The sequence below is a fragment of the Moraxella sp. I5G genome (assembly GCF_055193055.1).
In genome coordinates, this window is record NZ_JBUXLH010000002.1 from 23,241 (window position 1) to 38,168 (window position 14,928).

At 36.4% G+C, this 14,928-nt stretch carries 15 protein-coding genes and 1 tRNA gene; 10 read left to right on the forward strand and 6 right to left on the reverse strand.

Features of this window, described 5'->3' with window-relative positions; genetic code table 11:
• Positions 1-20 precede the first annotated feature (20 nt).
• The 6 genes from nusA to ACZBKJ_RS01175 all read right to left on the reverse strand — a co-directional run bounded on the left by nusA (position 21) and on the right by ACZBKJ_RS01175 (position 6,201).
• Positions 21-1,502, reverse strand: coding sequence for a transcription termination factor NusA (gene nusA, locus ACZBKJ_RS01150; protein WP_463199074.1), 1,482 nt, complete (start codon positions 1,500-1,502; stop codon positions 21-23).
• Positions 1,503-1,528: 26 nt separating this feature from the next.
• The gene (rimP, locus tag ACZBKJ_RS01155; RefSeq protein WP_463199076.1) at positions 1,529-2,026 is read right to left on the reverse strand and encodes a ribosome maturation factor RimP; all 498 of its coding nucleotides are present in this window, start codon (positions 2,024-2,026) and stop codon (positions 1,529-1,531) included.
• Between the two features lie 207 nt (positions 2,027-2,233).
• A tRNA-Met gene (locus tag ACZBKJ_RS01160) sits at positions 2,234-2,310 on the reverse strand.
• A 63-nt stretch (positions 2,311-2,373) separates the two neighbouring features.
• Complete coding sequence (locus tag ACZBKJ_RS01165) at positions 2,374-4,803, reverse strand: M48 family metalloprotease (RefSeq protein ID WP_463199077.1); 2,430 nt, start codon at positions 4,801-4,803, stop codon at positions 2,374-2,376.
• A 59-nt stretch (positions 4,804-4,862) separates the two neighbouring features.
• Positions 4,863-5,465: a LemA family protein gene (locus tag ACZBKJ_RS01170; protein ID WP_463199078.1), complete on the reverse strand. Its 603-nt coding sequence runs from the start codon at positions 5,463-5,465 to the stop codon at positions 4,863-4,865.
• A gap of 247 nt (positions 5,466-5,712) precedes the next feature.
• Entirely contained in the window at positions 5,713-6,201 is a 489-nt protein-coding gene (locus ACZBKJ_RS01175; RefSeq protein WP_463199080.1) for an RNA pyrophosphohydrolase, read from the reverse strand.
• Positions 6,202-6,577: 376 nt separating this feature from the next.
• Here ACZBKJ_RS01175 and ACZBKJ_RS01180 point away from each other — a divergent pair, with 376 nt between their 5' ends.
• From ACZBKJ_RS01180 to ACZBKJ_RS01225, 10 genes are all read left to right on the forward strand, one after another.
• The gene (locus tag ACZBKJ_RS01180; RefSeq protein ID WP_463199265.1) at positions 6,578-7,006 is read left to right on the forward strand and encodes an OsmC family protein; all 429 of its coding nucleotides are present in this window, start codon (positions 6,578-6,580) and stop codon (positions 7,004-7,006) included.
• Positions 7,007-7,045: 39 nt separating this feature from the next.
• On the forward strand, positions 7,046-7,471 hold the full coding sequence (locus ACZBKJ_RS01185) for an MAPEG family protein (RefSeq protein ID WP_463199081.1): 426 nt from the start codon (positions 7,046-7,048) through the stop codon (positions 7,469-7,471).
• A 226-nt stretch (positions 7,472-7,697) separates the two neighbouring features.
• Positions 7,698-8,003, forward strand: a complete 306-nt coding sequence (locus tag ACZBKJ_RS01190) for an H-NS histone family protein (RefSeq protein WP_463199082.1) — start codon at positions 7,698-7,700, stop codon at positions 8,001-8,003.
• Positions 8,004-8,249: 246 nt separating this feature from the next.
• On the forward strand, positions 8,250-8,840 hold the full coding sequence (gene ssb / locus ACZBKJ_RS01195) for a single-stranded DNA-binding protein (RefSeq protein WP_463199083.1): 591 nt from the start codon (positions 8,250-8,252) through the stop codon (positions 8,838-8,840).
• 168 nt (positions 8,841-9,008) lie between these two features.
• Entirely contained in the window at positions 9,009-9,596 is a 588-nt protein-coding gene (locus tag ACZBKJ_RS01200; protein ID WP_463199084.1) for a tyrosine-protein phosphatase, read from the forward strand.
• A 285-nt stretch (positions 9,597-9,881) separates the two neighbouring features.
• On the forward strand, positions 9,882-10,481 hold the full coding sequence (locus ACZBKJ_RS01205; protein WP_463199085.1) for a YqiA/YcfP family alpha/beta fold hydrolase: 600 nt from the start codon (positions 9,882-9,884) through the stop codon (positions 10,479-10,481).
• Between the two features lie 134 nt (positions 10,482-10,615).
• A complete protein-coding gene (gene parE / locus ACZBKJ_RS01210) occupies positions 10,616-12,511 on the forward strand; it encodes a DNA topoisomerase IV subunit B (RefSeq protein WP_463199086.1) in 1,896 nt (631 codons plus the stop codon).
• 20 nt (positions 12,512-12,531) lie between these two features.
• Positions 12,532-13,149 (forward strand): 1-acyl-sn-glycerol-3-phosphate acyltransferase, encoded by a 618-nt coding sequence (locus ACZBKJ_RS01215; protein ID WP_463199088.1) that lies wholly within the window; start codon positions 12,532-12,534, stop codon positions 13,147-13,149.
• Positions 13,146-13,982, forward strand: a complete 837-nt coding sequence (locus ACZBKJ_RS01220) for an aminotransferase class IV (protein ID WP_463199089.1) — start codon at positions 13,146-13,148, stop codon at positions 13,980-13,982. Before ACZBKJ_RS01215 ends, ACZBKJ_RS01220 begins: the two co-directional genes overlap by 4 nt.
• A gap of 30 nt (positions 13,983-14,012) precedes the next feature.
• Positions 14,013-14,918 (forward strand): pseudouridine synthase, encoded by a 906-nt coding sequence (locus tag ACZBKJ_RS01225; protein ID WP_463199090.1) that lies wholly within the window; start codon positions 14,013-14,015, stop codon positions 14,916-14,918.
• Positions 14,919-14,928 lie beyond the last annotated feature (10 nt).

Consider the following 14,928-nt stretch of genomic DNA (forward strand, 5'->3'; position numbering starts at 1 on the left):
CTAAAACACAGCATTCATGGCTATTCAAACCATGATTTACGAGCGTTCATGATAAGTTTAGCGGCAAGTTCTGCCCCAAGCCCATCAATGTCTTCAATGTCAAAAACAGCTTGTTCAGCCAAGTCATCTAAAGTAATGACATTACGTTCAGCTAATTTATAAGCAATAGCAGGGGTCATATCATCTAAGGCTAAAAGCTCAGCGCTTGGCTCCTTGATATTTTGCTGTTTTATTAATTCATCTGCCAAAACAACTTCTTTGGCACGCTCTTGAATTATACTGATGGCTTCATCGTCAAGCCCTTCAATCTCATAGAAAGTCTCTGATGGCACATAAGCCACTTCTTCAATACTAGTAAACCCAACTTCTGCCAATGCTTGCGCAAGGTCTTTATCGACTTCTAAACGTTCGTAGAATAAATCAATCACAGCATTGGTTTCAGATGCTTGACGTTCTTGATATTCAGATTCCAACATCATGTTTAGCTTATAGCCTGTTAATTCAGATGCCAAGCGTACATTTTGTCCTTGAGCGCCAATAGCACGGGCTAGTTGATCATTGGTGGCAAAGATGATATCGGCGGTTTTGGTATCTTCATCAAGAACTAAACTAGATACATCGGCAGGCTCTAACGCACTAATGATGTATTGAACAGGGTCTTCACTCCACACCACCACATCAATACGTTCGCCATCCAATTCTTGTTGCACCGCCTGAATACGCGTGCCACGCATACCAATACACGCACCCACAGGGTCAATGCGGTGGTCGCCTGATTTAACCGATATTTTGGCGCGCAGTCCAGGAAGGCGCGCCACATCGCGAATCTCAATAATACCTTCACTAATTTCAGGGACTTCTTTGGTCATCAAAGCAACCAACATATCTTTGCTGGTTCGTGTCAAAAGCAGCTGTGAGCCGCGACCATCACGGTTCACTTGATAAAGTAGTGAAGTTACACGGCTTTTTGGGCGTAAAACTTCTCGTGGCAAGGTCTGGTCTTTGGCAAGGTAACCTTCAGCACCATCACCTAAATCAATCACATAACCATCACGATTTTGTTTTTTTACTTCACCCAAAATCAATTCACCAACGCGTGCTTCAAAGGCATCAGCAATCAATGAACGTTCAGCCTCGCGGATTTTTTGGATGATAACTTGCTTGGCTTGAGTTGCCGCAATACGTCCAAATTCAATGGAAGGAATTTGTTCTTCTTTAATATCCCCAATCTTCCACTCGTTAGGGTCTAAATCACTGATGGCTAACTGGCAAGCGGGCATTTCATGGTCTTCATCAGCAACCACAGTCCAAAAACGGTAAGTATCATAATCGCCTGTTTTACGGTCAATACTAACGCGTAGCGCCACTTCAGGAATATCAGTAAACACTTTTTTCTTGGTAGAAAATACCAGCGCCTGTTCAATGGCAGTAAATACATCTTCAGGATTGAGTCCTTTTTCGTTGCTGACAGTTTCAACAACAGTCAAAATTTCACGGCTCATTTTGGTATCCTTTGGCTAAAAATAAATTAGTCTTGGTAAATTAGATTGGCTTTATCAACATTTTCAAAAGCAATATCAAATTCTTGTTTGTCTTCAGTTACAACTTTCATGGTTTCATCACCCACTTCAAGCAAACGCCCAACAACTTTTCGGCGTTTGGTTTGTGCTGTGCCAATGGCATGAATTAGACGCAGGTTAATCATGTGACCGACAAACTGCCCAACTTGAGATGGACTAAATAACGGGCGGTGAAACCCCGGTGATGATACTTCTAAAACATACTCTCCAGCGATGGGGTCGTGCACATCTAACACCCCTGACACTTGATGATTAACCGCTGAACAATCATCAATGGTAATATGTTCGCCACGAATACGAGCATCTTGTGCCACTTCAATATAAATACGCAAAAGCGATTTTCGTCCTTGCGGCATAAATTCAATCCCCCAAAGCTCTACGCCACATGCTGATACTGCTGGCGCAATCATTTGGGTAAGTTCAAGCACTTTGCTAGAAGGTTTCATGATTTTTTATAAATCCAATAAAATAAAAATAAAAGGTTTTATAGTTTTTTTGATTGAAATTTTCAAAAAATGAATACATTTTACGAAAAACAAATGCAAAAAAACCCACAAACACATTGGTGGGCTTAAAAGATTTATCAGCCTATCTTTATTTTGATATAAAATAAAGACCCAAAATAATATCAAATTATTTTTAGGATTTTAAAATGGTAGCGGGGGCTGGATTTGAACCAACGACCTTCGGGTTATGAGCCCGACGAGCTACCAGACTGCTCCACCCCGCATCAACTTATGCTGGCTATTCTACACAATATTTTTAAATTGTCAAGAATTTTAAAAAAATTTTTTTAGGTCAGTTCTTGTGGTAACACGCATTTAAATGCCAACGATAATAAATGTAAAAATTCATATTCTTTTTGCCCAAGTGTGCCATCACTGATTAACGCAGTATATAATGTTTCTAAGAAAACTTTTTTATCGCCTTGAACTGCCAATAATATCAAAAGACCATCAATCACATCCAAAGCACGTACCTGATACAATAACGTTATATCATCAACCGATTGATTAATTTGTAGCAAACGACAAAACCGTTGGATGTTTTGCAATAGTTTTTCGTGTTTATACAATTCAAGACTGTTATCTTGAACACTTCCTAATAGCGCCAATAAAACAACTTTGGCAATATCAGATATATTTGTCTCATCCACCTGAAAACCAAGCCAGCTAAATAAACGAAGCTGGGCAGGTTTGGCATTTTGTTGTAACAACCCATCTGGGCTTTCCATGCCCGCCTGCACTGCCTGATACACCGCTAAAATAGTTGCTGATTGGCTGATAGTATGTAAGTTGGCGTGCCACGACTTATCTAGCATGATGTTTTGATTAAATGTTGTTTGATGAAATCTATTGTATTTGTCATCAATATGCTCAACAAAAGGTAAAAACCCTTCACTATAGCGCATTAAAAGCGTCTGATTGACTGCTTGTTGTTGATAAAGCTGATACAAACGACGAATCGCTAAAAGCAAAATCAAACCATCTAAACGCCTGTCTTGCTTTGCAATTGCTAGCAATGTTTCATCAAACAAACGATGGCATAATGTACCTGTTTTGTTGGTAGTCAGACAAGATTCTTTGGGCGTATAAATGCTATCAAAATCAACCGATACGCCCACTTGAATTGCATCATAATGTTGGCACAAAAGCACACTTTCAATAACTGAAATTGTCATAGCAACTTTATTGAAATTTTTGCTAATTTGCCAATCTAGATTGATTTTTTTTAAAATGCGATAAGGCAAATAAATAACTTTTGCATCAAAATCAGGTGGAAAAATTTCATGGGCTTTGGCGTCTTTTGGATAAATCATTTTGGTTAAGGGTTTCATATGTTCTTGTTCCACAACAAGTCTACCATTTATAACTACTTCGGGTGTAGGCGTAAATTCAATGACATCAGGCGTTGTTGACTCTGAAATTTTTTGTGTAAGTATTTCTTCTTGGATTGGTTGAAATGATGGATATGCAGCTACAAAATCATGAGCTTGTTTTAAATCATTTGGATTAATACGCACAACTGCTTGTCTGCCTACATCGGCAAATTGATGATTTTTTAGCGCATCTATTCGCTGTGTAATATCAGGATGACTGGTATGATAATCTTCTTTTTTAGGCTTGGGGTCAGCAAAGAAAAAATGGCTCATGCAGGTACTAAAAGCATGGGTTTGTAAATCAGTATGATAACGTTTGCTGAGTTTTTCCAAAACTTTAACAACATCGGGGCTACGAGTCAGCTGCACGCTAGTTGCATCCGCCAAAAACTCTCGCTGATGATTAAATTTTTTCTTTATCCATTCGGTTCCAATCATCCCCCAAACACCAAACAAACGAAATAAAATCAGTGGAGCAGCTACCCAAAACCACGCACTCATCATCTGTGCGGAGTTTTTATTGTAAGAATGATGACCTAAATAAAGTTTTTGCTGCAAATAATAACCTTGAGAAATATAATCCAGCCAATCTTCTTTACTGTACAGAAAAGGAGCTTTCATTGCTTTAAGATGAGCATAAGAATCATGATAATTTTTATCAAATTTACCGAATATTTTTTCTTCTAAAATATCTACTGAATCATAAATCCAGTTTAACATCATCAGCCCAACATAAATGCGCAAATTTAGTTTAGCATCTTGGTGTAAAATATGACCAAACTCATGTCCTAAAAGTCCATAAAGTTCAGCATTGGTGAGTTTTTCAGTTGCTCCTTGGGTTACAACCATCACCATATCTTCCTCATTAAAACCCGCTACAAAGGCGTTGACCCCCATTTCAAACGGTAAGACGTATAATTTTGGTAACGGGATGCCTGCACTGATTGCCATTTGATTAGCAAATTCATAATAGCGCTGATAACTCTTGGGCAATTCACTAACATGGCTAACTCGGATAAAATCGCGCCCAAATATCGATTCATCACCATCAGAATAAACAAATAAACGTACTGCTTTGGCTTGTTTGGCAATCGAGATGCCACCTTCTTTGATTTTTTTATTGCTAATCATCATACCAATTAGCAAATAAATAGGCACACCCAAACCCACCCAAAAAAAGATACTGGCTTCAATCTTACCCATAATGACATAAGTAATTGAACAAACAACAGTCAATACAATCAAAAGTTGTAACGCCACCACCAAAAACAACAATCCAAAAAATAAGCGGCTCATTTTGGCATAATGACGCTGTGCATCAAAAAAATGTGTCAATCTATCCATATCAAATTATCGTTTTTATTATGTAATGAAAATTAATTAAATCAAGGTCATAGGTTATTTTAAGAATGCAATGTTATTTTGGGTGATTGGTTCATTTGTGATTTATCAGTAAACTCTAAACTATTAATTGCGTGAAACTGAAACATACTACTAATAAAATTGTTTGGGAAAATTTCACGATTATTATTATAAAACATCACGCTATCGTTGTAATGTTGACGAGCAAAACTGATGCGATTTTCAGTGTTGGTAATTTCATCAAAAAGGTCTTTTATCACACCATCAGCTTTTAGTTCTGGATAACTTTCAGCTACCATATAAAAGCGCCCCAATGCACTAGATAGAGCGGTTTCAGCCTGAGCGATTTGAGCAAGAGTTTGATTGTCCAAAATAGGATTTTGCGCTTGTAGTTGACTGGCGTGATTTCTGGCATCAATCACTGCTTGAAGTGTGGTTTTTTCATGGGTCATATAGCCTTTTGCTGCTTCCACCAGATTTGGAATTAAATCATGACGACGTTTTAACTGCACATCAATTTGCGCCAAAGCATTGTTGATTTGGTTTTTTTGGCGAACCAGTGTATTAAAAATCCCAATCAACCAGCCAATAATTCCTGCAAAAACCAACAAACAAAATAACGTAACAACCAATGATGAAACCATAAGCATTCTCCTTTTTTTGATTTATTATCATCATGACAAAAGCACAATTAATCAGCGCGTAGCTAGCCCCTAAAGTTTAACACAGCTTGATAATTTATCCTTTATTTTATGCTAAATTTTATTAAAATTAGCAAATTTATTTTAATATTTTGTAGCGCTTTAGATTTTTATGACGTTTTTATGATTTTAAAATAAATTAAATAAAAAAAGCCAAGTAAAACTTGGCTCCAACTCAACAATCCTCAAATTAAGTGGATGTTGAATTTGATGGTAATTTATCCAAAAGTTCAAACAATGCTTTTTGATAAACCCCTTTTTTAAAAGCAATCACCTGACCTAAAGGATACCAATAACTAACCCACTGCCATTGGTCAAATTCTGGCACAGAAGTATCAAAACGAATGTATTTAGTGTCTTTTTCATCTAATTTTAGCAAAAACCAACGCTGTTTTTGCCCAACACACAATGGCTCTTGTTCAAAACGAATAAAACGCTTTGGCAGCCGATAACGCAGCCAATCTTTGGTTACGCCAAGCACTCGAACATGATGGGGCAACAGCCCCAACTCTTCATACAGCTCCCGATACATAGCGTCCATAGGAGTTTCACCATAATGAATGCCACCTTGGGGGAACTGCCAGCTATCGCCTTCTATGCGTTTGGCAAGTAAAACCTGACCTTGTGTATTTGCTAAGATGATACCGACATTGGCACGAAAGCCGTCTGCATCAATCATAAATCGCCCTTAATATTAAAAATCCGTTCATATAACGGTAATTAGGACTATTAAACCAAACTTTTGTTAAAAAGTATAGGGCAAGTGATTTTTATCCAAACTTTTTATGATAATTTTTTAATGATGAATTTGATGATAATTTTTTTTAATAATAATTGACGCAAGTAAATTTACAGCAATAAATTTATGATAACATAGCTTTCTTAAATGCAATGCCTTTGATTTGAGCTGACCTAAAGTGCTTGAAATTTTAAAAATTGCACTTAATTACTAAGCTAAATTTACATATTAAGCAAACCTATATCCAATTTAGATTTTATCATTCTTCTATTTAAGGCTTGTTTGACAATTTTTTAAGGATAATTTTATGAGTGATATGACCACCAAAATTCGTTGGCTAAAAAATGATAGTATAAATTTTGAAGCAGTTAGCAGTTCACAACATACAGTTATTATGGATTCTGCTCAAAAACTTGGGGCAAAACCAATGGAGATGATACTCATGGGGCTTGGCGGCTGTGCTAGTTATGATGTGGTGAGTATTTTACAAAAATCTCGTCAAGCAATCAGCGATGTTTCTTGTCAAATTAGTGCAAAACGTGCTGACAGCATTCCTGCCGTATTTACTGACATTCATTTGCATTTTGTGGTTACAGGTACCAACATCAAGGAAAGTCAAGTCGCCAAAGCGATTGAATTGTCTGCAACCAAATATTGCAGCGCCTCAAAAATGCTCGCTGATGGTGGTGTAACCATTACCTATGATTTTGAAATAAGACAAACAGACAGTACCAAAACAATATAGTACAAAACAGATAACCAAACTACGGTGTCGTTTATTCATATGATTAATTTTATTCAACATTTTCCAAATCGCCTAGAAATTGCAGTCATTGCCATGCTGACTGCCTGTCTTTTGCCTTATTTTTTTGCATTTTTTGCCAAAGTATCTGGTGGGTTTAATTTTAAGGTTGATAATGCCAACCCAAGAGATTTTTTGACCAAGGCGCAAGGTTTGCCTGCTCGATTAAATGCTGCTCAAGCAAATAGTTTTGAAGGACTGCCTATATTTTTAGCATCGGTTTTGGTAGCAATGCAATTTTTTGTACCTCAAAATATTGTCAATGCACTTGCATGTTTTTATGTATTACTTCGCTTAATATACGGTTTTGCTTATGCTATTAATGCACCAATATTTCGTTCGGTAATATGGATTTTATCTTTAGCATGTTGTTTACTGTTATTTTATTTTTCTTTGATTGTTGTTTAAATAATTATTTTTCTTTTTTATAAATAAATAAGAAAATGTTTGCTAGTTTTTAAAAATATGATAACATATGCAATCAATAAAACAATTATGGTTTTATAGGTTAGTATTTTCTTATTACCCTGCTATTCATTTTTTATGTAAAATACTTGTTGGGTAAAATATGTATTTTGGCGTGGTAATCTTTTAGTTTTATTTTTTAATTACCTTAAATGGAGATAAATTTGTTATGAGTATTGAAGAGCAATCTATTGAACAATTGCAAGCTACCATCAAGGATGCCGAAGCAAAAATTAAACAAAAAAAAGCGCAGAGTCTAAAAGATGCTTATGTTCAATTTAAGGAAATCGCTAAAGCAAATGGCTCTACTATTGAAGAAATTCTAAAAGTTGGCAAACGCGTTCATAAAGAAAGCAAAGTTGCCTACCGTGACCCTGCTGAGCCAAAAAATGTTTGGGCTGGTCGTGGACGCAAGCCACTTTGGTTAGAAAAAGCATTAGCAGAAGGCAAAAAGCTAGAAGATTTTGCTGTATAACAGTTTTATTTTAGTACGATTATAGCTACCAGTTATCATATTCTTCTTGCTTTTATGATGACAATTTGATAAATTTAAGTCAGAATAGAGCTTTGTTCTGACTTATTTTGTATTCTGGTTTAATGAATTTTTTTAGCTAATTAAACTTTTTAATATTATAAAAACAATTTAAACCAAATTAAAATTTATTTTTTAATTTGATATATCTAATATTTTTTTATTATAAATTGTGATAAGTGTATTATTATGGCAAGTGTAAATAAAGTAATCATCGTTGGCAATCTAGGCAACGACCCCGAAGTACGTCAATTCCAAAACGGTGGTAAAGTTGCCACTATTAACGTTGCTACCTCTGAACGTTGGACAGATAAAACAACAGGGGAACAAAAAGAGCAAACCGAATGGCATCGTATCAGCCTGTTTAATCGCTTAGCGGAAATTGCTGAACAATATCTACGCAAAGGTTCTAGTGTCTATATTGAAGGCAGTCTACAAACTCGCAAATGGACAGACGCTCAAGGTGTTGAACGTTACACCACCGAAATCAAAGCAAGCAGCATGCAAATGCTTGGTAGCGCTCCTAGTCGTCAAAACAAGCCTTTTGACCAGTTCTCTGCACCTCAAAGTTATCCACAAGCAGCCCCATCTGCTTCAACCAATACTGGTTATCCAAATACAAATTACCCAAATAACAACTATCCTGCTAATAACAGTTATCCTAATAACAACTACCCGAACAACCCTCAACCTGCTCAACGTAATGATTTGGGTAATAATCAATTTGCACCCAATCAAACATTAGCTAATAATGCAGGTGATGATGATATCCCATTTTAATCAAAATTAATTTGATATCAGTTTGAGATTTTTTATTTAAACCCATCTAACTATTTTAAATTAGATGGGTTTTATTTATTGTGAATAACAATATTTTACAGCGAATAAATTATCACAATTTAGTGAATTATAGTTTTTATTTTATCATAATTTATCAGGGGAGTATTTATGAAAAATATTGCGGTCATCTCTTTGTTTATTTTATTGAATGCTTGTGCAATAAAACAACCTGAAATTATTCAAAAAAATCGTCCTACGCATTGGGCAAAAATTATTAAAGCTGATGCCAACTTACATCAAGTAGATAATCTTTTGTATCGTAGCGAACAACTTATTGATGATGACAAAAAAACCATTGAGCAGTTGGGTATAAAAACCATTATTAATTTACGATATTTTGACCGCAATGATAATGAGCAATTATTTAAAGGTCAATCCATCAAATTAATCAACAATCCTATTTTAACTTTTAAGGCAAAACCATCTGATATTGCCAAGGCTTTACACACTATCAAACAAGAACAAAAGCACGGTTCAGTTTTACTACACTGTTATCACGGGGCTGACCGTACAGGCATTGTAACAGCAATGTATCGGATAATTTATCAAAACTGGACAATTGAAGATGCTCGCCAAGAAATGAAAAATGGTGGCTTTGGCTATCACAGCGTTTGGAAAAATTTAGATAATTTATTAAGTCAAGACGGCGTCAATAAAGTCAAAGCTGAATTGGAAAAATTAGAGCATCATCAATAACCGCTCATCTATTTTAAGAACAACTCAACCCAGTTTATATTGAGATTTTGTCAAATTGTTAAATTTATTCACAACAAAACCAATCTTTATAAAGTTTGATATCAAATTTTAATCTTTGGCTTAATGTTTTTATTGAATTTACAATTTATTGATTTTATTTTAATTTTTTACAATTAAACCGTTTTAGATAAATTAAGGTATTTTTGGTATTTTGGTAAATTATCATGATTTTATCAACCAAATCCGCTAAAATTAACCATTCTTTCTTATTGAAATGACATAACTATGAACATTATTTATTTACATGGACTAGATTCTAACCCAGATGCCACTAAAGCTGTTATCACCAGTGATGCAGCTAAAATTCATAACATTCAAACACATCGCCCCAATCTAAATTGCGCGCCAGAACAGGCTTTAGCAAAAATTTTGCAATTAATACAAAACTACCCAAATTCTGTACTGATTGGTTCATCGCTTGGTGGATACTTTGCAAGCCTAGTCAGTGATATAACTGGCAGACCTGCTATTTTACTCAATCCAAGCATTCGTCCTGACTTAAGCTTTCAAAGATTTTTGGCGGATAACTTTCACTCAAAAACCCTTAATCCTGACAGCGTCATCTATACTACCGTTTATGGTTGGCAGATTTTATACCAAGATTTATCATGGTTTAAAAAACACCCCATTCAAGTAAATTACCCCAATAAAATCAAAGTATTATTAAAAATGGCGGATGAACTATTGCCCAGTGAAAAAACGGCTCAATTTTTTCTTGCTAAAGGTGCGGAGGTCTTTTGTCAAGAAGGTGGCGACCACCGCTTTAGTGATTATGATGTGCAAGTTGATACAGTGGTCAATTTAGTTAAACAGCTTTTATCATAACGGTTATTTGATAGTTTTTTAATTTATCTTGATTTATCGGTACAATATGAGGCAATTTTTTTTTAAATTGACCTAGTTTTAGAATATTTGTGATAATTTATAGTTAATAAAATTTTGAGTGAATAGATAAGACAATGACGCATTACACTGCACAAAATTTAGAAGTTTTAGAAGGTTTAGAACCTGTTCGTCGCCGACCTGGAATGTATACTGACACCACAAGACCCAACCATCTTGCTCAAGAGGTCATTGATAATTCAGTTGATGAAGCCTTGGCAGGTTTTGCAAAGAATATTTGCGTAACTTTGCACACAGATGGCTCATTATCAGTTTTGGACAATGGGCGTGGTATGCCGACTGATATCCATCCAGAATTTGGGCAATCTGGCATTGAGCTGATTTTGACACGCCTGCACGCTGGTGGTAAATTTAGTACAGATAATTACGCCATTTCTGGCGGACTGCATGGCGTAGGTATCAGCGTTGTAAACGCCCTATCTAGCCGTGTTGAGGTTACTGTCTGGCGAGATGGTCAAGAATATACCATGGCTTTTGAGCATGGAAACGTTGTCAGCCAACTCACCAAACAAGAAGCACAGCGCAAAAAACAACGCGGCACCCAAGTGCGATTTTGGGTGGATGGTCGTTATTTTGACAATCCCAAATTTTCCATCAAAGCGCTTAAACACACTCTAAAAGCCAAAGCAGTGCTGTGTGCAGGGCTAAAAATTGATTTTGTTAATGAAAATATTGATGATAATGAAGCCAACTTATCCCAAAGTTGGCAATACAGTGATGGGGTTATCGAATATTTAACCGAGCAAACCAAACAAGCCGAACTTTTGCCCAGTACGCCATTTTATTTTAATCAAGAACCAGCCAAAGGAGAACGAGGCGGGGCAACATTTGCCATCGCTTGGCAGACCGATTTAGGACTACCCATCCAAGAAAGTTATGTTAATCTCATTCCAACCAGTCAAGGCGGCACTCATGTCAATGGTCTTAGAACAGGTATTTTAGAGGCTTTGCGAGAATTTTGTGATTTACACAATCTATTGCCGCGCAGTGTGCGCTTAACCGCTGAAGATGTTTGGGATGGGGTGTGTTACATTTTGTCATTAAAATTTGCCGAACCACAATTTAGCGGACAAACCAAAGAACGGTTATCCAGTCGTGAAGCAGCTCCTTTGGTGCAAACACTTGCCAAAGATAGTTTTAGTTTGTGGCTACATCAAAATCCTGATACTGCTAAAGCCATTGCCGAACTTGCCATTACCAAAGCCAACAAACGCCTAAAATCTGCCCAAAAAGTTGCTCGTAAAAAAGTGATGCAAGGACCTGCCCTGCCCGGAAAACTGGCTGATTGTAAGGGTGATTTAAAAGATGGAGCAGAACTGTTTTTAGTTGAGGGTGATAGCGCTGGTGGCAGTGCCAAACAAGCACGCGACCGCCATTATCAGGCAATTTTACCACTGCGAGGTAAAATTTTAAACACCTGGGAGGTTTCTGCAGATACCGTCTTATCCAGTCAAGAAATTCACGATATTGCGATTGCGATTGGTGTAGACCCAGGCAGTGATGATTTATCTGAATTGCGTTATGAAAAAATCTGCATTTTAGCCGATGCTGATAGTGATGGATTGCACATCGCAACACTAATTTGCGCACTATTTGTTCAACATTTTTCAGCATTGGTAGAAGCAGGTCATCTGTATGTTGCAATGCCACCTTTATATCGAATTGATGTAGGCAAAGATGTTTATTACGCTTTAGATGAAGATGAGCTAAAAGTGATTCTAAAAAAAGCTAAAAATAAAAAACCACAAATCACTCGTTTTAAAGGTTTGGGTGAAATGAATGCCGAACATTTACGAGAAACAACAATGAATCCAGATACCAGACGGCTGGTGCAATTAGATTTGGATGACATTTCACACACCAAAGCCGTGATGGACATGCTACTTGCCAAAAAACGAGCTGCTGACCGTAAAAACTGGCTAGAAACCAAAGGTGATTTAGCACAAATCTAAACAACAGATAGGCAATTATCATGCAGCATTTAAGTTTGCCGCCGAACGTCCCAAAACGTGGTGGTGGTGTTTTAATAAAAAAAATTGCTAGTTACATCAATCAGTTAACTGGCTGGAAAGCAGTGGGCAGTTTGCCAAACATTTCCCAAGCTGTGTTAATTGGGGTACCACATACATCTAATTTTGACGGTGTTTTTGTTCTGCCGCTTTTGGTTGAAATGGACATTCAATTGACCATTTTAGCTAAAAAACAATTGTTTTATGTGCCAATTTTAGCTAATTTTTTACGCAAAATGGGCGCAGTTCCAATTGACCGTGATAAAAAAGGGTCGGTTTTGGGGGCAAATATTGAACGTTTTGCCAGCAAACGTCCATTATTTTTAGCGTTAGCTCCTGAAGGCACTAGAAGTTATACCAACTCTTGGAAAACTGGATTTTATTATCTGGCATTAAATGCTCAAGTACCCATCATTCCTGTGGCAATTGATTATGGTAAAAAACAGCTTCATTTTATGTCGCCTTTTTATCCTAGTGGCGATATTGAAAATGACTTACCAAAAATTTATCAATATTATCAAGGTGTTGTTGCCAAGTATCCCAAAAATGTTTCCAAGCCTTTACAAGATTTAATGTCATGACAGCTCAGTTTTATATTTTAAAAGATAGAAATTTGATTGGCACAAACAACTTAATGGACAATCGGGCATTTGCTTATGGCGATGGTTTTTTTAGCACACTGGGTGTTAAAAATGGCAAAATTTTATGGCAAAACCAGCATCAAGCACGAATCCATTTTAGCGCCAAGCAATTTTTATTGGATATTGATATTACAGTCGTCATGGCGAGTTTGCAGTTGCTTGCCAAAAAAATCACTGAAGGCACTCTAAAAATCATCATTACTCGCGAAAATCAAAACATCAGTGGTTACGGTTTTGATACCAATCATCCACTTATTTTTATCAAAAGTATCGCCAGCAATATTTATCAAAATCTTGATTTTATTGGTGATTTTCCCATACAAAAAGATGGGCAGGCGTGTATTTGCAATCAAAGTCTTGGTATTCGAGCATCTAGATTTGGTGGCATCAAACTTATCAGCAGTCACGAACAAGTTTTTGCTCGACACGAGTTTTTAATCAAACAGCAGTCCAATCCAAAACTGAGTGAAGCACTGGTAAAAAACATCCACAATGACATCGTCAGCGGTACCAGCAGTAACGTTTACTATCAATTGGATAATCGTTGGTATACGCCTTTTGTGCGAGCATCTGGTGTTAATGGCGTAGTGCGACAAAGATTACTAACCAATGGTAAAATCTCTAAACGCATTTTTAGTGATGGTGATTTATCTAACATTACAGCTTTATTTTTTAGTAATGCCGTCAAAGGCATCATCCCTATAAATAAACTTTGGATAAATGTCAATAACGCCATCTTTTTGGATACTTTGGCAGTAAAAAACGCGTTATAACCAACTCATCAAACAGCGATACATGTAAACATGCAAAAATTGATTCCGCCGATGTTAAATGGAGTGAGTGCCAGCACATTATATTTGGAGAAAATCACCAATCCACCTGCAACAATTTTTGAATTTTTATGTCAAAAATTTTCCCATATTGATAAAACCATTTGGAAAATGCGATTTTTAAATCGTTTAATTTTTAACCAAGAAGGCAAGGCTCTAACTTTAGACTCACCCTATCAGCATGGTGTCTTTATTTATTATTATCGAGAAGTTAAAGATGAAATTGTTGTTCCGTTTGATTATCAAATAATTTTTGAAAATCATGAAGTTATCGTGGTGGATAAACCCCATTTTTTGCCCGTTACACCCTCTGGTCGTTATGTAAGCCAGACACTTTTAACACGACTAAAGCATGATACTAAAAATCCAGATTTATCGCCTATTCACCGCTTAGACAAAGAAACAGCTGGGCTAATCTTAATCAGCAAAAACCCACATACTCGAGGCGCCTATCAAACATTATTTAGCCAACACAAAATCAATAAATTGTATCATGCGATTGCACCTTTTAAGGCAGAGCTGAACTTCCCTCAGACAATCGCTTTACATTTGCAACGTGGTACGCCGTTTTATGTCATGAAAATTAACCTTGAAAAAGAACCCAACTCTTTTACTCAAATTAGCATAATCAAACACAATGATAAATTTGCCAAATATCAACTAATTCCTACTACAGGTAAGCTGCACCAGCTCAGAGTGCATATGAATCATTTAGGTATCGCCATCAAAAACGATGGATTTTATCCAAAAATTTTCCATAAAGCTGGTGATGATTTTAGCAGCCCCTTGCAACTACTTGCCAAAGAATTGGTTTTTTGCGACCCAATTAGTCAAAAATTACATCATTTTTATTCAAAACAAGCGCTGCATTTACCCTAATCAAGTTAAG